This is a genomic window from Listeria rocourtiae FSL F6-920, from assembly GCF_000525975.1.
Classification (GTDB): Bacteria; Bacillota; Bacilli; order Lactobacillales; family Listeriaceae; genus Listeria_A; species Listeria_A rocourtiae.
On sequence record NZ_AODK01000037.1, the window covers coordinates 38,854 to 58,498 of the forward strand.

Sequence of the window (19,645 nt, forward strand, 5' to 3'; positions counted from 1 at the left end):
GGCGTTTGTCAAGTCGTAACCTCGGATGTACGCCCAATTAACGTAGAAAATTACGTAGGGCGTAACGTATCTAAGTTAGCTAAGGGGGTAGTAAATGCTTTCAAAAACATATAGCGACGATGAATTGGCGCGATTTTTTATTGATGGTCATGGAAATGTAGGGCTTCTATGCGAAGATGGGAAAGTTCGTCCAGTTTGGTTTAACGTTGCTGAATACACAAGTATATTACCCTCTGATAAAGTAGAGTCATTTATGAAGGAGGTGACGCAGCACAAATGGCAACAAGACTAGAAACGTTAATGGACGAGCTAACAGAGGAGCAACAAGAGGCTATTCACTTGCTACTTGAGCAAATGGAGTACAGCAAGAAAGACGAAGACTACAAGTCGATGGACGCTATCGCCGAGGAAGTAGGTACGTGCAGAAAGACGTTGTACAACTGGCGCACAAAGAACCCCGTATTCATGGAGGCGCTGGGATTGGCGACACAAGCACGACTTCAAACACTTGCACCTTATGCTTATGGCGCAATGAGCAAGTTGTTGAAAGGTAGTCAGCCGTCAACAAAGGCGCTTGACTTGTACTTTAAGCAGCAGGGCTGGACAAATGCCCCGCAAGAAATTAATATTACGACAAATAGCCGTGATGATGCAGTTTTAGCTGAGGAAATCGCGCGCTTAGCCGTACAAACAGGTGTAGGTAATAATGACGCTTAACTGGCTCGACAGGCCGGCACGGCAAGTTCGTATTGACTTACTTAGGCAACACGCAAAGGCGCTTCAAAAATTACATAGCGAAGGTAAGGCGACAAGGACACAGCAAGGTACTCTGCTAGCTGACTTGCGCGAACTGGAACAACTAACGAGGGTACACCGTGCAGAGCATGATGTGCTCTTTTTCATGTATGAGTATTTTAGCGAAGACCGCAACCCCGATAACCTCGGTAATTTGATTCCGGCTGGGCAGACGCTTGATACTGCCGCCGAGTTTCATGCGGAGTTATGCGGCATGCTGGATGATATTACGCAAGGTAAGGTTGATTCGCATGTTGGTTGGGCGGTAGGACGAAATCACGCTAAGACAGCATACTTGTCGAACGGCTTTTTGTGCCATCAAGTCGTGTTTCGGTTGCGCAAGTATATCGTCGAGGTATCGGAGACAACCGATGTGGCGGGCGATTTTATCAACTGGACGAAATTACAACTTAAGTTTAACGCTAAATTGCGTGAAGACTTCGGCGAACTGCTTTACGAACAAAATAGCCGAAATGAGCTCGACAATAAATACGAGTTTATTACGTTATCAGGCACGAAGGTAGAGGCGAAGGGTACAGGCACACAGATGCGTGGGCTTCGTTATCTCAATACGCGCCCTGATTTATTTTTATTGGACGACCTTGAAAGTAATCAGAACACCAACACGAAGGAACTGCGCGAAAAGAATTTACACTGGTTCCAGTCGGAAATGTTGCAGGCGTTGGATGCCGGCGGACTTTGCGTTTATATGGGGACGATTGTACACTACGATTCGCTACTCAATCACGTCATCGTAAAAAGTCGCCAGTTCAAGTCGAAAAAGTTTCCCGCAATTACGTCATTCAGCGAACGCCCAGACCTATGGGAGAAATGGCGCGAAATTTACAATAATGATGACGAGCTAGCTAAAGATAAGGCAGACGCTTTTTACGAGGAAAATCAAGCGGAAATGCTGATAGGTACCGGCACTTTATGGGCTTCTCGTTATGATTATAAGTACTTCATGGAAAAACGCGAGGAAATGGGTTCGAAAGCGTTCAATCAAGAGTATATGAATAATCCTCTTGACGAAGAGAGTCGAGTATTTGATCCAGAAAAGTTTACTTACTACGTCGAAAGTGATTTGAACTTGAGTCAATGCGACATTTTCGGTGCAGTAGACTTTGCGATGGGCAAGCAGAAGGGCGACTACTCGGCGCTTATTACAATCGCTCGCAAACGGGATACGGGTGTCTGTTACATAATTGATACGGTCGTTGAGCGCTTGAAGCCTGACGCTTTTTTAAAGTTGATAGTAGAAAAAACGATGTATTATCAGTATGAAATGCTGGCAGTCGAAGCGCAGGCGGCACAAGAATGGTTTGCTGATAAGCTAAGCGAAGCATTACAGGCGCTTGGGTATCCATCATCGACGCGACTGAAAAAAGTTAAGCAAAAAACACGTAAAGAACTGCGTATTGAGGCAATGTTGCCTGATATTGAAAGCGGTCGTGTGCGTTTTCATAAGTCGCAGCGTATGTTAATCGAACAACTTGAGTACTATCCGAATCATAATCACGATGATGCGCCAGACGCTTTAGCTGACGCGCTTAAAATTGCCACAAAGGCGAAAGCTGTTGAAATAATCAAGCGCAGAGCATATCGATAAGGAGGTGACGCAAAATAAACAGAAATATAATGACTGCCGACACAATTAACAGTTTAATTAAGTCGCCGTTTCAGCAGGCGATTGGAGAGCAGGAAATGCAACGGCTGAACAAGCAAATTGAGTCTTACAATTACTACGATGGTTATCAGCACATTGACCCAATTTCTAAGCAGTTAGTTCGCGCTGAGGATTTACAGCGACCTGCTGGCTTTGACTATACTCCGACTCGTTTTTCGGTCAATTACTTCAAGCGTTTTATTAATAATAAGGCGCAATGGCAAATGGCAGGCAAGCACGGTATTAACGTACCTGTGACGCTGATTGATGATGAAGAGGTACGCTTAAGTCCTGATTATGCGCCTAGTGCCGCACAAGTAGCGGAGTCGGAGCGTGCAGAGGGCTACGAGCGTTTATTATATCAGTTGTGGGACGAAAACGACATGCGTGCTAAGTTGTTGTCGGCGGCAAAAGACCGGCTGATTGCCGAGCGTGTAGCAGCTAAAATCGTATTCAACCCGCAAACTGGTAAGATTTCGTGGGTGTGGCACGCTGATACTGAGGTATTCCCCGTCTACAGTAACGACGATTACCGCATTCTTAAGGCAGTACATATCGTTTACGCAGAAAAGCTATTTGACGCAGAAGGTGAAGAAGTAGAGTTTATTCGAAAGCAATCGTTTATATTAACCACCGATAACGCAGGTAAGTCGATGTGCTATCTGACGGAGGGTTATTATACGATGGAGCTTGAAGAAGTCAAAATGTTGATACGCAATGAGCCGATGGGCATTGACTTCATTCCAGTCGTGCTTTTCCCCGTGCAGGGGCTTATTGACAGTCGTACAGGCGAACGGACTGAACTCGATGATATGCGGCAAGTTACTGACCGTCTGAATCAATTAAACGAGGACGCTGTCGATAGTTTGCGATTTGAAATGTTTCCAGTGACGATATTTAAAAATATCAAGCGCGAGGACATGTTGAATATTGATATTGCACCAGGCGCCGCCGCCGCGATTAATTCGGACAACGATAAATCCCCTGACGCACAGAAACTAGAATCAAACTTCACTTACGGCAGCGCGCTAGACAATACGTTTTCAAGGCTTAAAGGGGCGCTACATGAAATCACAGGCATACCGAATTTTACGGCGCAGGATTTGAATTTCGGCGGAATGAACGCGGAGGCATTGCAGGTACTATTTCATGACATCATACAAGATACCGAGGAGCATTGGCAAACATGGGGACGCGGTTTACCGGAATTACACGAGCTTACTATTCGCTATTTACAGGCACGCCTAGGCGCTCCTAATTTCAGCTATGATAAAGAAATAATTCGGAATATTGGCTCTAATTATAAAAGCGAAATGAAATTTGTATTACCTTTACCGGACAACCGCAAAGACTTAGTCGAACTGCTTATCGAAGAAACGTCAGCAGGATTCGAGTCAGTTGCGGGCGCAATGAGTAGGTTGGGCGTTGAGAACGCCACGGCTAAGAAGCAAGAAATCGAATCGGAGAAATTAGAACGGCGTAAAACAACGGCTCCATACGCCGAGGAGCAGGAAGGACTAACGAATGAGTGAAGAAGTAAAAACTGAAACAACTGTAGGTAACCCGCCTGACGGGGCGAAAAATACGGAAGAACCTACGCAAGAACAAACAACGCAAACGGTGCCATATGATCGCTTTAAAGAAATAAATGACGCTAAAAAAGCGAAAGAGACAGAGCTTGAGCAGTTGAAGGCACAGATTGCGGCGAAGGAAGCAAAAGAAGCCGAAGAAGCAGGGCAGTTTAAGGCGCTATGGGAGCAAGAAAAAAACCGCGCGAGAAGCGGCAGAACAAGCTCAAAAACGCATTCAGCTCGATTTCTTCAAAGAGGCAGAGTTAGCGAAGGCAGGTTACACAGGCGAACGACTTGCAACGGTTAAGGCGCTAGTAACTGGCGACACAGAGGAAGCTTTGACAGCGCAAATTACGTCATTCAAAGAAATGTTTCCGCCAGTGCATTATGCTGACCCTTCTGTTAATAACGGCGGTCAGCGCCCAACACCGCCCGCCACAAACGATGCTGAGGAAAAAGCACGGGAAGTAGCAAGAAAAATATTTAAACGAAAAGGCGCACGCTAAGGCGCCAGAGGAGGAAAAGAATTGCCAATTTACACACCAAAACAAAGCCGTACTGGATTTCAGGGCGGCAAAAACATTCTAGCAAGTGAGCATTTTACTTTTATTGAGGCAGGCGCAACGTTGGACGGCACTAAGTTTGGCGATACACATGTCGAGGTCGGCACTGCTATTGCGCAAGACGAAACGACAGGAAAATGGGTGCCTTTTGTTGACGCAGACGTAGATAAGTACGTTGATTTCGGTATTCTTAACGTCGACTGGAATAGTGACGGCGTAAATGACGGCATTGTCGGCGAAGTATTGACCCGTGGCGCTGTTTATGACGCAAGATTGGTCGGGGCTACTGACGCATTCAAAGAAAAAACACCAATTCGATATGTAAAGGAGATTGTATAATACATGGCAGGAATTACGCATTTAGAACAGTTTCAAGAGCCCGCAATGCGCGGACTGATTGACGAAAGTCAAAAACTAAGAGAGGAAACACCGACGTTTGGTGACCGCTTTTTGCCTGATGAAATGACGCATAGTACTAATTTCGCGTATGATATTGTGAAACAAACACGTCACCTAGCAGCAATGATTGGCTATGGCGCTGAACCGCCAGTGATGGACAGAGACGCTGTTGCATCGAAAATGGGCGAGCTTGCTAAATTTGGTATTAAATATATTGTAACCGAGGAAGAATTACTTGCGTTAAATCAATCGCGTTCGAATTCAGAACATTCAGAATTGATTTCAAAGTTACAAACGAAAGCAATCGATATTTCAACGGCGATTAATGAGCGCATTCAAATTATGAAACTTCAAGCGCTAGCGCAAGGCAAAATTGAATATAACAAAAATAACGTCAAAGTACAATTCGACTATCAAGTACCAGCCGAACATAAAATCGCACTAACAGGGACGAATGCGTGGACTGACCCAACGGCTGACGCGCTAGGCGACTTGATTGGTTGGGCGGCTAAGTACGAAGAAACTAACGGACGGTCTGCTGAAACCATTGCAATGCCACGTGAAGTATTCGCAATGCTAACGAAAAATCAGTCAATTATCGCAGAGGCTCGTCCGACTAACGCCACGGCAAAACGTGTAAGCCAAGGCGAAGTTGGCGAAGTGCTCGACGGCTACGGGTTACCCCCCATTGAAATTATCAAGAACCGCAAAGCAACGGTGCGAAATATGTATACGGGTGAGGATGAAGTTATTGAGTACTTCCCGCAAAACCGTGTTGTATTTTTAGCAGAAGGACTTGGTAATTTTCTATTCGGCCCGACGGTTGAGAATAACTTTAATCCGGGTATTTTTGTCGATGCATACGACAATAAGGAACCAATTCGCTCTATTCTACGCGGTGTTGCGGCAGGCTTCCCGATTATTGAAGACCCTAAACTAATTCTATTTGCGGATGTGGCGTAAGATGGCGAATATCAAAGTACGAGTAATTGATGGTATTGTTGACGGTGTGCACGCTGGTAAGGACGTAACCATTGATGAAGTTCATGTTGCGCGTCTTGTAAAAGCAGGCTTCATTGCGGAGCCAACAAAGACGCAAGAGCAGCCAGAAGACACTACGCCAGTGGTGCAAGAAAAAGCGCCAGCAAAGAAAGCTTCGACAAAGAAAAAAGCCGACTAGGAGGGTGACGGATGACAAAAGATGAATTATTGACGCAACTAGAAGCGCGCTTTGCAGGCGTATCAGGTATGACTATTGAATATTTAACAACCGCCTTGAATGAGGCAATGCGTTTAGAAGGATTCGCGTCGTCCGTAACCGTTTCTGACGCAGATGCTACACGTATTTTACTTCGTGCCCGCATCATAGTGACCGAGGATTTAGCGTTTAATACGGCGGCATATTTCAGTTTTAAGGACGGCGAAGAAAGTATTGATAAAAGCCGAATTTCGGCAAATTACTTACAGTTGCTTAGTCAACTGAAAGCTGAGTATGACGCCCAGTATACGCAAAATTCAGGCTTCAAAATAATGAAAAGGCTCGACCGATTATGAACCAGCGCGAAGTCAACGAGTTTTTCGAAGATTTGGCGGCACAGTTCGTCATACTTGACGAAAAGCAGCAGCGTAGATTTACGAAAAGCGTGGACAATATTCGGCTTGAAGTGCTGGACGTATTAGAAACGTATGCAGATGAAAATAGCGTTATACCTGCAAGTAGACGTGCGCAAGTGTTGCGTGCCTTCGATACAATTGAGCAACAACTATACGCAACGATGTCGGTTGTGCTACAAGCTATTTTAGTTGAGACTGCTACATGGACTATAGAAAAAGTAAATAAATACCTCGCTAGAAACATGGACGCAGAGGCGCAAGCAGACTTAGTTCAAGCTGTTGTCAAAAACGTTGTATCAAGGCGTGAACCTGCTGATGAACTTCAATTGAGCGATAGGCTCTATCGATTGTCGGGCGATTTGACGGACGATTTCCGCAAGACCGTGCGTTTATCCATTTCACGCAAGCAGACTATTAATAAGACTGGGCGCGAAATAAAAGCAGCAGTCGACAGTAGGGAATGGCATTATAAGCAATTGAGTGGCTCGGAAAGTCCTGTTACGTATCGAAAAGCAATTGGCGAAATCGCAAAGAAAAGTGAACAAGTAAAAGCGGTTAGGCTACATGCCGGAGTCAAACGCTCGCGAATTTGCCTCGGATTGTCAAAGGAAAACCGTCATGGCTTAGGTGCTGGCGTATTCTTGCCGGAAAAAGACGATGATATATACAGCCCGCACCCGAAGTGTACTTCATTCTTGACTTACGAATTAACCAACGAGGAGGGTGACTTATGATTACAGACGCTGACAAAGCGTTTATGAGTCAAGCGAGAGCCGATATGCTGGGCGGTCGGACGTTTACGATTATCTTATTGCCTGACGAAGTTGAAGCGACTGACCCTGACACAGGCGAAGAAGTAAAAATACCAAGCGCACCAGTCGAGGTTCAAGCGCATGTAACAGAGTCTCCAACATACAGTAGTTCGGGCGGCTGGGACATTTCGGACGGTTTATTGATTTATACAGCAGATATCAAGGCGGACATTAATATCGAGGACTGGGTAGACGTCACATACTTCGAATATAACAGCGATAAATACCGCGTCATTCGTAAGCCGCAAAAAGGCATAAGTAAACGTAATCGGGTCGAGGTTTTTGGGGAGTTGATAACTTAATGAGAATAAATATGCATGCAACAATGGGGAGCTCGTTAAGTAAAAAGTTAGACATTGCCTTATATGAAAAGGCTGTAGGCGTAACAACTGAAAGGCAAGTACTCGCGTCAAGCAGTAAGACGGCACGATATGCGCCGCGAAAGACGAGTGCGTTAGCTAATAGCTTTCCGGCAAGCGTTCATAAAGTCGATGCGACAACATGGGCATACGGAAGCGACCGAGAATACGCCGAGATTCAGGAGCACACGAACCGAAATAAAAAAAGGCTTTGTACGAAAGACAATTCAAGAGGACACGCCTGTTTTCAAAGCGAACCTCAAGAGCGCAGTCAAAAGGGCGGCTAAGTAATGCCTTTCGAAGAGCAAAACGCAATTCGTGCGCAAATAAAAGCATCGACAGGTTTAGATGTTATTGTTGAATACGATGGACTACAACTGCCGTCGTCAGATAAAAAGCCTTTTCTTACGATTGAGCTTTTAAATGACGCCGGCACATCGAGCACTAAACTGCGTGATTCGGTCGCATCAACAAACCTTTATCAGCTCGGTATATACCCGCAAACAAATAGGCAACAACGTGAATTAAGCGCCCAAATTAAACAGGCGCTTCTTTTTCATACATACGATGGCTTTCAGGTATTGGACAACGTTTCTATTGCACCAATTCCGCCAGAAAGCCCATCGGACGAAGTTAATTTTCATAGAGCGTTCGTTAGTTTTACGACTAGCCGACGAGACCATAAACAATAAGGAGGAAAACATTTGTCAATTGAATACATAGGCGAAGACATTCTCTACCTCTTATCGATTCCTGCAACAGATGGTAGTGGCGATACATATGAGCGATTTTTTAATCAAACAGACGGTAATACTTCTATCGAGGCAGACGATGTTGAGTTAGAGACGAAAGATAAAACGGAAACAGCATACGGAAAGGTAGGGCAGACGATTAGTTTTGGCGGTATTATGACGGAAGGCGACGTCGCGTTTAACGCACTTAAGGTGGCAATACGTAAAAAGAAATATGTGTCTATTGTCGAGTTTGACAAGCGCACAATGGAAGGCGAGCAAGGCGTTTATAAATTAAATAGTTATGAAAAAGATAGTAGTGTAGGAGACAACGTGTCACTATCTATTGAAGCCTCATTGTCGGGCGAAGTCACGCCTGTAACACTGACCGAAATCCCTGACGGTGCTCCGCCGAACGAAGCTGACGGCACACCCTAATCCGCCCCAAAACTTTCGCATTACAAAAGTGACTGATACTGCAATTACATATGCATGGGACGAGGTCGACGGCGCTAACTATTATTTACTGTATATGAGTAATAGAACTGCGCCACGTGCTGTTTTTTCTAACGAAATAACAATCGAAGGATTGTCGTTCAGTACTGTATACACTGCTAGAGTATCAGCATTTAGGCGAGGACAAGAAGGGGCACAATCAGAAGAGCTAAGCCAGAAAACTTTATTACCTGCACCTACGATTTCGAGATTTTTGTATGGCGAGTCATATGTAAATGGCACGTCAGTCAACTTACCGAGCGTAACGAATTGTAAACTTTATCGAAAGGGAGAGTCAACGGCGCTGTTAACAGGCACAATCACGTCGGGGGTACTTCGTATATATGTCTTAAATAACGTGAATATTGTTGCAGGGGCGCAGTATGATATACGAGCTATTGACGGAAATCCTAATCAAGCTACATCTGTACCCGGGATGGCAACGACGATAACCGCAGAGCTGGCTAAGCTAGAACTTAACGCGGTAACATCAAGCGCGCGTATTGTTTCGGGTAAAACAGAGCCGAACGGTTTTGTGCGTCTGACAGTAGATAACGTAGCAAGGACAGTCCCGCAGGCAGACGCTGATGGTAATTTTTCAATCACCTCAAGCGCAATTAATGCTAATTCATTAATCAAAGTAGAAACAAAAGTCGGTTCCATATATCCAACACATGCCGCATTACGGGCTGATTCAGGATTAAACTCGATACCAACCGCACCTATTCGAAACCTTATGTCAATTGAAAGTTTTACAACATTAAACGCGTGGACACTACAATCGGGCGCAGGCACAAGTCGTGTGATTGATACGGTGAACACAAAAGATACGCAAGCAATAAAACTGACTGCTGATAAGACAATTGCTTTTATGCGCAATACAACTACAAGTATTGCTATGGAAGAAGCTACTGCTTTGGAATGCTTGTTATTTGTACATGATGTAACAACGCTTGATAAAGTCATTGTCTATCTTGCTAACGATACAGGTCTAGCAAACAACGTAAGTTTTACAATTAATAGTTATGAATTAACGTCAGGCTGGAACACTGTAGCGGTCGCACTATCAAGCGGAAAAGTTACAGGAGCATTCACAACAGCGCAGGCAGTAAAGGCGATGCAAGTTCGTGTCGAACCCAAGACGGAGATGAAAGCGGAGGTATCCTTCGACTTGATTTCATCTGTTAAAGCCGATAAAGCCAATGTGTTGTTTGTGTTTGATGACGCTTGGGACGAGGCGGCGCTAGGAATTACAGCGCTAGAAAGTAAATCCCTACGCGCAAATATTAGTGTTGTGGAAGTTAACGAATCAGATGCGCGATTCATGACGAATGCAGAGCTAAAAGCGTTGAACCTAAAAGGGCATGATTTATTGAATCATACAAAAGAGCACCCGCACTTGGACACGCTTAGTAAAGCAGACCAGCGCGTTCAGTTTGACTCATGCAAAACGTACCTAACGACAAATAACTGGACGCGTGCGAACGATATCGTTATATACCCATACGGTGATTATAATGCTGATACGTTGAGCGCTTTAGCAGAGGGTAGCTACAAATTAGGTCGTCCATTAACGTCTGGAATCGAAATCACTAGCCCGAATAATAACTACCTTGTACGCACGTATAATTTGACGCCTGACCGCACAATTGCACAAGCGAAAAATACTATCGATTATGCAATTGCGACAGGTGGGACGTTGCTGTTCTTGAATCATCGTTTAGGAACAACCGAACAAATGGCGGATACGATGTTCTGGCGCGCGACTGGTTTGAGCAATTAGCGGCATACGCGAAGCAAAAAGTAGATGAAGGAAAAGTGAATGTTATAACAGCGAGTGAGTGGCTTTTACAGTAATAAAAAAATATATTGGAGGAATTTTATAGATGACAAGTTTTGAAATTAACGGTAAAGAGTACGAACTAAAACTGACGTTTGACAGTATCAACTATTTAAATAGCGGAGAGGGCGGCGCATTGGCTCTCGTCGGTAGCGTGTTCACGGGCGACCTTGAAACGTACGTCAAAATCGTTTATGCAGGCTTGAAGCACACAGGCGAAAATTTTACATATGAGGCAGTACAAAACGCAGTTGAGGCGCAAATTGAAGCGGAGAAACTAGACCTCGACAAAATTATCAAGGACGGAAACGAAATTGTGTCGGGAAGTTTTTTCTACAAGAAGACAGTGAGCAAACTGTTGAAGAACGAGGCGGCAAAAGAGGCGATGGAGCAACTTCTCAACTAGACGTTGAGGAATATTACAAACGAGGGTGGCGCTATTTTAGAGCGTTGCCCGAAGCCATTCGACGCATGACGCCACGTGAGTTTTACATACTGCTTGAGGAAGAACAAGAGTTCAAACTCGACCAGCTCGAAATGCAAGCGTTGCAGGCGTTTATGAATGAAAAAGCTGCGCGAATTGAAAAGCTTAAATTGAAAGACATATACGAACGACCAACCAATGCCCAATTAGTTGCGCCTCAAAAGACGGAAGATGAAATCCGAGAAGCGCAATTGAGACGGCAACGGGAAAATGACGCATTATTAGGTCGAATTCAAGTCCATAAAAATACATAAGGAAGGAGGAACTTTACATAGCGAATTATGATATTTTAGTGACGCTAGGTGGCGACATTACAGGTCTTTCGCGCTCATTAACTGCGGCACAGAAGGATATTAACGGACTTACAAATTCCATCAAGCAATCAACTAACTCGGTAAGTGCACAAGGAGCAAAGTTAGACCGCGTAGGCAAATCGATGATGAACGTTGGTTCTGTAATGACTGTAGCGTTTGGAGCGGCAAGCATCGGCATGGTAAAAGGTATCGGTGCCGCAGTAGGTGCCGCCGCAGAATTTGAAAGCGCTTGGGCAGGCGTTGAGAAAACCGTTGACGGTAATGCGTCACAATTAAAGTCGTTACAAAAAGAGTTACTTTCAGTTACAAAAGCAATGCCGCAATCGACAAAAGAAATATTTGGTGTGGCGGAAGCGGCAGGACAATTAGGTATTAAGCGTAGTAATATCGCTGGATTTACAAAAACAATGCTTGACCTCGGAGTGGCTACTAATATGACCTCGGAAGAAGCGGCGACTGACCTCGCTCGTTTAGCGAATATTACACAGATGCCACAAAAGAATTTCGGAAGACTTGGTGCTACAATTGTAGCCCTCGGGAACCATTTTGCGACGACAGAGAAAGAAATAACATCTATGGGGCTAAGGTTAGCTGGGCAAGGTAAACAGGTTGGGCTAAATGAGGCGCAAATCCTTGGACTGGCTACAGCGATGTCATCTGTAGGGATTGAAGCGGAAGCTGGCGGTACAGCGATGTCGATGGTTATGAAAAAAATCGGCACGGCTGTTGATAATGGCGGCGACAAACTAAAAGGCTTTGCGGAATTAGCAGGTATGAGCGCTGGGGACTTCCAAAAAGCTTGGAAATCTGACGCGGCAAGCGCATTGGATGCGGTAATTCATGGGCTAGCTAAAAGTAGCAAGGAAGGCGAAAACTTAACAACGGTATTAAATCAGCTAGGTATTAAAGGCATTCGTGAGTCTGATACGCTACTTAGACTTTCTGGTAACGCCGACCTTCTTACCAACGCGCTAAAAACGGCAAGTAATGGTTGGAAAGAAAATACAGCGCTACTTAATGAAGCTAATAAGCGATATGCAACGTTTGATTCGCAAGTCGGTATAACGAAAAAAGTAATGGCTGAATTTGGGCGGTCGATTGGGACGCCGTTAAAAGATGTTATTGGTAAGTTGCTACAGGCGATAAATAAAGTTGTGATTGGTATAACGGGCTTTATTAACAAGTTTAACGAGGCTAGCCCAACAATGGCTAAAATTGGTGCTGTTATTACGTTAGTTGTTACCGGACTCTTGATTTTAGGCACCGTAGTTGGTGCTGTTATGATGGCGTTCGGCTCATTTATTACAACGATGTCAGCCGCGGGTATATCTTTAGTAGGTATAAAAGCCGCATTAGCATTTTTGATAAGTCCGGTAGCGTTGATTACTGCGGCAATAATAGCTCTCGGATTGGTATTCTACGCACTCTATAAAGACAACGAAAAGTTTAGAAATACTGTTAACGCAACAGGCGCGGCAATACGCACGGGCTTTTTAGCGTCTATAAACGCTTTAAAAGTGGCGCTTCAAGCAACAGGCGCCTTTTTCGAACATATAGGCGTCGCAATAAAAGCAGGTTTCTTACGTGCTTTAGAAGATTCTAACAACGCACTTTCAAAGTTCGTCAGTTTCTGTCAGCAAGTAGGCGCCGCACTTAAATCAGCGTTCGGCACGTCGATTGATTTTATTGTTTCGCTATTCAATAAGCTAAAAGAATCGCTAGGAGGCGCAACCTCTGGCGTTATTTCCGGCATTGTTACGCTACTTGAACGCATGGGTGGCGCTTTTGGCGTGCTCGGGGGCATTGCAAGTATTGTTATCGGTGTGCTTTCGAAAGTCGCATTGGCATTTTTAGGGCTTACCGGCGGGCTAGGTTTAGCGGTTGCGTTGCTTATCAGTTTTGCCACAGCGTGGGCGAAAACAGGTAAGTTTAACGCGGACGGCATCACGGAAGTATTCGACAATTTATCGGCTACTATCGACAAGGTTGCGGCTTATCTGATATCGAACTTGCCGAAATTTATTGCGATTGGCACTGACTTGATTACTAAATTTATTGAAGGTATTACAAAGGCGATACCAAAAATTGTGGATACAATATCCTCGATTACCGATAAATTTTCAAGTACGTTATCATCAGTCCTACCGCAAATTATTACCTTAGGAACGAACTTACTTGTATCACTTATTAACGGATTAGTAAAAGCAATACCTAAGCTTACTGGCATAGTTATTAAAATTATTGAGACTTATGTGAGTACGATGTCTAAGCTTTTTCCTTTAATTTTAAATGCTGGGCTACAAATTTTAACAACTTTAGTCGCAGGGATTACTCAAGCTTTGCCTGTAATTATAGAAGCCGCAGTGTCGATTTTAACCGCGTTACTCAACGGTGTTATTGCGGCGTTGCCAGTAATACTTGGTATTGGACTACAGATTATTACAATGCTAGTAGGCGCAATTATTAAAGCATTGCCAACGCTATTATTCGCTGGTATTACAATTATTACGACTCTACTTGACGTTTTAGTTACGAATTTACCGATGATAATTGGCGCAGGTATTCAAATTTTAATGGCGTTAATAAGCGGTATAAATCAAATTTTACCACAACTAATAATGGCGACTATTCAACTAACTATGGCGCTATTAGGTGCGTTAATATCGGCGTTACCTAAGATTATCGACGCAGGAATTCAGCTTGTTATGGCGTTGATTTCGGGGTTAATTAAGATTTTACCGCAACTAATAAACGCTGCGATTAAGCTATTACTTGCAGTTGTTAAGGCTATAATTACGAATTTACCGAAGATAATTGAGGCAGGCGTTAAGCTCGTACTAGCGTTGATTTCTGGCTTGCTCAAAATATTGCCTCAACTGATTAAGGCGGCAATTACTTTAGCGGTAGAGTTAATCAAGGCAATTATCAAGTTTGCACCGCAAATTTTAAGCGCAGGTGTGCAATTGATTTGGGCGTTAATAAAAGGGATTTTAAGTCTTATTGGACAACTGATTATTGCTGGAGCTAAGCTTATGAGTCAACTGCTAACTAAAATTAAAAGCTTCGGTGCGCAGATGCTCGCAAAAGGCGCCGAGCTAATTATAAAACTAATAAGCGGCATATGGAGTAAAGCAGGCGAAGTCGCATCAAAAATCGGCGAAATTGGCGACAAGATGGTTGAGAAATTTAAAGGCTTTTTCGATGGCATGAAAAACGCAGGTAAATATGTAATTGACGGACTTGTTAACGGAATAAAAGATAAAGTAAACGCAGTTAAAGAGGCATGTCAAAATGTTGGCGATGCGATTACTAGTAAGATTAAAGGCGTGCTTGGCATCCACTCGCCTTCACGTGTTACTACAGCGTTAGGTGAGTTTATTTCGATTGGCTTAGCGAATGGAATTGTTGACAAGATTTCGGCGATTACAAAGGCAACTGACAGAATGACCGAAGCCGCAACGCCCGATGTACGTGCAATACAGACAGGACTTAATTCGAACATGAACGGCAGTATTAGCGGAGCAGTGTCGGCATCAATTGACGCTAACACACCGTCGAACGCATGGCAAGACCGTTTAGGTGCCCGTATCGACGCACTGGGAGACAGGCTCGACGGAATGATGGTTCAAATTGACGGTAAAACTGCAGGGCGTGTGATGGCACCGCACATCAGCGAACAAGAGGCGCAACAACAACGCCAGCAATTCAAGGCGTTAGGCAAGCAATTTTAAGGAGGCGTTCACAACGACATTAACAAGTTTTACATATAACGATAGAAATAGTTTAGACTTCGGCTTGGCGGTGCGGGAGCGTGCTCCTTATACTGCTGCCGAGCGCAACGTTGAGTTTATCGAAATTGCAGGGCGACATGGGACGCTCATGCGGGATCGCGGTACATTTAAAAACGTACAAGAAGAGGTGCCTGTTTATTTATTTGCCGAAGACCGATGTCGCACGAATATTAGGCAAGAGGCAAATGAGCTATTTAGCTGGCTTAAGAGCGCGCAAGGCTGGTGCGAATTAACTTATTCGGACGACGCCCGTTACTTTATGCGTGCTACAGTATCGGCAGAGCTAAGCTTAAAAGAAGTGTTTTACTTGTTTTATGTGGGCGAGGGAGTCATTCCCTTTGTGCGTCAGCCTCAACGTTACGTACAAGACGGGCAACGTATTCGAACAATTACAAAGCAAGATACGGTTCTGACAAATCCCGAACTTTTCGAAAGCCAGCCGAAAATAACCGTCTATGGTACGGGTGATATTACGTTATATGTTGGTAATAAAACCGTTGTCTTAAAAGGCATTACCGACCCAATTACGCTCGATACTGAAATGGGAAACAGCTATACAACAGTGAACGGCGTCATTACGTCAGCTAATCATAAAGTTAGTAATGCGTTACCTAATTTAGGGCTCGGCGACACGCCATTCAATTGGATTGGCAACGTCACAAAAATTGAAGTTACGCCGAGGTGGTGGTCGATTTGAGTTATCCGATTTTATATGATGCTGGCGACGCCGAGCTAAGAAAAGGCATTGTGCCTTCACATAACGGTATAGGTCGATTAGTCAATATTGTATCACCAGTCGTCACGGAGGAAAAACAAGGCGCATTTAAGTTTGAATTCATTTACCAGGCGCCTAACAGTTTCGACGACGATTACGCAATACAACGCCCGTTATTCGATGCAATTGTAAAAGACAACGTCGTCAAGGCGAAGGCAAACGACTATGACGGCGACCGGTTGTTTCGCATTGATACAGTTGAGTTCGACACTATTAGCGAAGATAAATATGTTACTGCGGTTGCGCTTGCACAAGCTGACCTTTTTTCTAATGCGATTGTGAGCGTCGATTTAAAAGGCGTCACACCTACAGGCGCAGTCAATGCGTTGTTAGCTAACGCGGTCACACCGACTAAATTCACGGCGTGGACAGACATTACAACGACTGCGAACTACAAGCAAGAGTATATTAACGTATTGTCAGGCATTGCTGGCGAAGAAGGTTCGGTTATTGATAAATGGCGCACTGACCTCGAATGGGACAACTTCATAATTCGCATGCACAAGGCGCGCGGTGCCAATCGGGGCGTACGTATTGCTTATCGAAAAAATCTCACAGGGCTTACGGCAACAACAACGGGCGATGTCACAACGCGCATTATTCCGTTTGCACAACTCGATAATGGCGACGGTACAACACGTAAAATAAACTTGCCCGAAGTCGTCGTTGATGCGCCAAACGTGGCGGACTTTTATCAACCGCTTGCCTTGCCGGTCGACTTTTCGCAAGACATGACCGACGCAGGTTATACATCTGTTGCGCAATTACGGACGCTAGCACAGGCGTGGTTTGAGCGTACAGGTAATAACACGCCGAAAGTCAACTTTACAATTAACTTTGTGCAGTTATCGAAAACGGAAGACTACAAAGAGTTCGCTATGCTGGAACATGTTGCGCTGTTTGATACGGTGCAGGTATGGCACGAAAAATACGGCATTGAAATAGAGGCAAAAGTCAGTAAGTATACATACGATCCCGTCGCTGAAATGTACATAGAAATTGAATTAGGCGATGCAAGGTATTCGTTGCAAAGTAAAGCGGTCAATGACGCACAAATACAAGCGCAATTAACCGAGCAAATGACAGGTATTCACGATTTTATCGCGCTTGCTATCGACCATGCAACGAATTTAATTACAGGAAATGACGGCGGTTATGTTGTGCTTTATCCGCCACGAAATCCTGCCGAAATCTTTATCATGGACACGGACGACGTCAACACGGCGAAGCAAGTATTGCGTATGAATAAATCAGGCATCGGCTTTAGCTCAACAGGAGTCAACGGTCAGTATCGCTCTGCATGGACGTTAGATGGACGCTTTAACGCCGACTTTATTACTGCTGGAACGCTTCAAGCTATCGACATTAAAGGCGTAAATATCACAGGTTCGACTATTCAGGCAGACTCTTTTGTGTCTAGCTTTATGCCGCCGCTGCCCGCACCGCAGTACGAGGAAAGTTTGCGAATGGGCGGAGGCGCAGGCTTTTACTTAACCGCTAAGCGTCGTAATTATAACTTTCCTGCTATGCAATTCCGCATGAATACAAGCGGCGACCTCGGCATTGCGATTGAGGCGCTTAATGAAAATACTGGCACAGTTAACCCCGATAAAGTTGTGCGCATTTCGCCGTGGGCTGGCGTTGAAACGCCGTTTATTCAGTCGATTGGCTGGTGTTCCATCGGCGCCGACCCTACAGGTAAAACCGCCAGCATCGATAGATTTACATGGGATACTGCAACGCTTAAATATGTGCCGCATGTTGCCGCCGCTTTTCAACAAGGAAGCTCGGCACTAATTAAGCAGGATATTGAGAAGTTCGAGGAATCGCGTATGGCAGAGAAATATAGCGCAACGGAAATGATACGCACAATAGAAGTGTTCAGCTATCGTTTGAAGCAACATATTGAGCAATCGAGCTTTGAAAAAACGCTAGGATTCATCGCCGAAACATTGCCGCCGGAGCTACGCGCCGATGACATGCAGGCAGTTGATTTGTATAAAACGTGTATGTGGCTATGGCAATATGCGCGCGAAAATGAGGAAGAAAAGATCGCACTTGAAAAAAAGGGTGAGCGAACTGGAAGACCTGGTTTACTCACTCATAGAAAGGGGTTAAAAATGGCTTTACGAAATATTCCCATCACTGTCGACCTAAACCGCACCGTACGCTCGAATCAAGAGTTATGGGGTCGTGTAGGTGACAACATGCTTTTGACGCTAAATGTGAACGTAATTGATACATCGAACAGTATAAATAAAGTAGTCGACCTGACGGGACTAAAATTATACTTTACTTTAGTATATCCCGACGGCACTTACTTCCGTGACAGCTTAGGCGTCGTAAATCGCAATGATAAAGAAGGCACATTCGATTATACACTTGCCACTAATTGTTTTGCACAGGCAGGCGAGTTCGAGTGCCATTTTCGCATCGAACAAGGGACTACGACTGTCTTACGTTCAGGCACGCGCGACTTTACGTTGACAGTTGACGCCGACCCGTTGCAGGGAAACATCGAAATGGACAACTTTGCAAGCGACATCGACCAGCTCAATGCGGACATTCAAGCGGCAATTGCAGAATCGCAAGCACAATTAAATGACGCGCTTGAAGACCTCGCTGTTGCATCGACAAATGTTGACGCGGCAGTCGTGAAGGCAAACGAAGTCATTGCGGCAATTAACGCAAATCAAGTCGTCAAAACTGCCGATACCGCTAACTGGCAAAAGGCGAAAATAACGGCTGACACAGGAGCCGCAAAAGCGCCACCTGACGTCACTACCTTAGCCGAAATTATAGAGCAAGGAAGTTTCTACATGAACTCGACGGCTGTAGCGAAGTTGACTGACGCTCCGGTCGTAGGTACAGGCGCTTTCAGGCTTGAAAATTATAAGCTTGTGACTGGTACAGCAATCGAGCAACATGCGCGTTATTTTAGCCCAAGCAACGCCGCCGCTAACCGCCACTTTTTCCGTTATGTAGGCGCAACAGCAAGTCCGTGGCGCGAGTACGAAAATACCGTCGGTTCGCAAGCGAAGGCGGACGCGGCTCAAGCGGCTGCTATTACTTATACTGGTACTGCATTGAATGCTTTCGCACCTTATGTGCAATTATTCAAGGGAGCCGCGTACTTTCTTGATACGAATACATATACATTCCCATCGGAAGCATTGAAGATAGGACTATACATTGATGTGTCGCGGTATACGCCTGGTACTGGCGCATTAGATTACGGTTTCCGAACAATATTTATTCCTCGTGAGACGTTAGTTGAAAATAGCGGTAAGGCTATATGGGAAAGCATGGTAGGCACGGACGGAGCAAAGAAAATATTCTATGGAACATCTGCTTCGATTAGAGGGCACGCAGACAACGGCGCTAGTCCTAACAACGGCTGGTGTATTAGGCGCATAGGATACAGATAAGGGGAGGA

General features: G+C 44.8%; 21 protein-coding genes. All 21 read left to right on the forward strand.

The annotated features are described in order from the left end of the window. The first annotated feature begins 94 nt into the window (after nucleotides 1-94). Complete coding sequence (locus tag PROCOU_RS12215; RefSeq protein ID WP_036072828.1) at nucleotides 95-292, forward strand: hypothetical protein; 198 nt, start codon at nucleotides 95-97, stop codon at nucleotides 290-292. Beyond that, on the forward strand, nucleotides 277-717 hold the full coding sequence (locus PROCOU_RS12220) for a phBC6A51 family helix-turn-helix protein (protein ID WP_036072829.1): 441 nt from the start codon (nucleotides 277-279) through the stop codon (nucleotides 715-717). The genes PROCOU_RS12215 and PROCOU_RS12220 overlap by 16 nt, the downstream gene beginning before the upstream one ends. Beyond that, nucleotides 707-2,404: a phage terminase large subunit gene (terL, locus tag PROCOU_RS12225; protein ID WP_036072831.1), complete on the forward strand. Its 1,698-nt coding sequence runs from the start codon at nucleotides 707-709 to the stop codon at nucleotides 2,402-2,404. The genes PROCOU_RS12220 and terL overlap by 11 nt, the downstream gene beginning before the upstream one ends. A 29-nt stretch (nucleotides 2,405-2,433) precedes the next feature. After that, entirely contained in the window at nucleotides 2,434-3,993 is a 1,560-nt protein-coding gene (locus PROCOU_RS12230) for a phage portal protein (protein ID WP_036072832.1), read from the forward strand. Further along, a complete protein-coding gene (locus tag PROCOU_RS12235) occupies nucleotides 3,986-4,339 on the forward strand; it encodes a hypothetical protein (RefSeq protein WP_036072834.1) in 354 nt (117 codons plus the stop codon). The genes PROCOU_RS12230 and PROCOU_RS12235 overlap by 8 nt, the downstream gene beginning before the upstream one ends. A gap of 31 nt (nucleotides 4,340-4,370) precedes the next feature. Then, entirely contained in the window at nucleotides 4,371-4,538 is a 168-nt protein-coding gene (locus PROCOU_RS17815; RefSeq protein WP_159101226.1) for a hypothetical protein, read from the forward strand. Between the two features lie 21 nt (nucleotides 4,539-4,559). Further along, entirely contained in the window at nucleotides 4,560-4,934 is a 375-nt protein-coding gene (locus PROCOU_RS12240; protein ID WP_036072835.1) for a hypothetical protein, read from the forward strand. 3 nt (nucleotides 4,935-4,937) lie between these two features. Then, nucleotides 4,938-5,957 (forward strand): major capsid protein, encoded by a 1,020-nt coding sequence (locus PROCOU_RS12245; protein WP_036072836.1) that lies wholly within the window; start codon nucleotides 4,938-4,940, stop codon nucleotides 5,955-5,957. A gap of 1 nt (nucleotide 5,958) precedes the next feature. After that, nucleotides 5,959-6,174, forward strand: coding sequence for a hypothetical protein (locus PROCOU_RS12250; protein ID WP_036072837.1), 216 nt, complete (start codon nucleotides 5,959-5,961; stop codon nucleotides 6,172-6,174). Nucleotides 6,175-6,185: 11 nt separating this feature from the next. After that, nucleotides 6,186-6,548, forward strand: a complete 363-nt coding sequence (locus PROCOU_RS12255; RefSeq protein WP_036072842.1) for a hypothetical protein — start codon at nucleotides 6,186-6,188, stop codon at nucleotides 6,546-6,548. Then, nucleotides 6,545-7,342: a hypothetical protein gene (locus tag PROCOU_RS12260; RefSeq protein ID WP_036072844.1), complete on the forward strand. Its 798-nt coding sequence runs from the start codon at nucleotides 6,545-6,547 to the stop codon at nucleotides 7,340-7,342. The genes PROCOU_RS12255 and PROCOU_RS12260 overlap by 4 nt, the downstream gene beginning before the upstream one ends. Beyond that, nucleotides 7,339-7,722 (forward strand): hypothetical protein, encoded by a 384-nt coding sequence (locus tag PROCOU_RS12265; protein ID WP_036072846.1) that lies wholly within the window; start codon nucleotides 7,339-7,341, stop codon nucleotides 7,720-7,722. The genes PROCOU_RS12260 and PROCOU_RS12265 overlap by 4 nt, the downstream gene beginning before the upstream one ends. After that, on the forward strand, nucleotides 7,722-8,066 hold the full coding sequence (locus tag PROCOU_RS12270) for a hypothetical protein (RefSeq protein ID WP_036072847.1): 345 nt from the start codon (nucleotides 7,722-7,724) through the stop codon (nucleotides 8,064-8,066). Before PROCOU_RS12265 ends, PROCOU_RS12270 begins: the two co-directional genes overlap by 1 nt. A 3-nt stretch (nucleotides 8,067-8,069) precedes the next feature. Next, nucleotides 8,070-8,471: a hypothetical protein gene (locus PROCOU_RS12275; protein WP_036072848.1), complete on the forward strand. Its 402-nt coding sequence runs from the start codon at nucleotides 8,070-8,072 to the stop codon at nucleotides 8,469-8,471. Nucleotides 8,472-8,483: 12 nt separating this feature from the next. Beyond that, complete coding sequence (locus PROCOU_RS12280) at nucleotides 8,484-8,948, forward strand: phage major tail protein, TP901-1 family (RefSeq protein WP_036072850.1); 465 nt, start codon at nucleotides 8,484-8,486, stop codon at nucleotides 8,946-8,948. Beyond that, nucleotides 8,914-10,788, forward strand: coding sequence for a polysaccharide deacetylase family protein (locus tag PROCOU_RS12285; RefSeq protein ID WP_149023670.1), 1,875 nt, complete (start codon nucleotides 8,914-8,916; stop codon nucleotides 10,786-10,788). Before PROCOU_RS12280 ends, PROCOU_RS12285 begins: the two co-directional genes overlap by 35 nt. A 103-nt stretch (nucleotides 10,789-10,891) precedes the next feature. Beyond that, nucleotides 10,892-11,251, forward strand: coding sequence for a tail assembly chaperone (locus PROCOU_RS12290; RefSeq protein ID WP_036072855.1), 360 nt, complete (start codon nucleotides 10,892-10,894; stop codon nucleotides 11,249-11,251). Between the two features lie 65 nt (nucleotides 11,252-11,316). After that, nucleotides 11,317-11,583, forward strand: a complete 267-nt coding sequence (locus tag PROCOU_RS12295; RefSeq protein WP_036072857.1) for a hypothetical protein — start codon at nucleotides 11,317-11,319, stop codon at nucleotides 11,581-11,583. Between the two features lie 38 nt (nucleotides 11,584-11,621). Beyond that, on the forward strand, nucleotides 11,622-15,374 hold the full coding sequence (locus tag PROCOU_RS16725) for a phage tail tape measure protein (RefSeq protein ID WP_051994388.1): 3,753 nt from the start codon (nucleotides 11,622-11,624) through the stop codon (nucleotides 15,372-15,374). Nucleotides 15,375-15,438: 64 nt separating this feature from the next. After that, a complete protein-coding gene (locus PROCOU_RS12305) occupies nucleotides 15,439-16,131 on the forward strand; it encodes a hypothetical protein (protein WP_036072859.1) in 693 nt (230 codons plus the stop codon). Then, nucleotides 16,128-19,637, forward strand: a complete 3,510-nt coding sequence (locus PROCOU_RS16730; RefSeq protein ID WP_051994389.1) for a phage tail spike protein — start codon at nucleotides 16,128-16,130, stop codon at nucleotides 19,635-19,637. Before PROCOU_RS12305 ends, PROCOU_RS16730 begins: the two co-directional genes overlap by 4 nt. Nucleotides 19,638-19,645 lie beyond the last annotated feature (8 nt).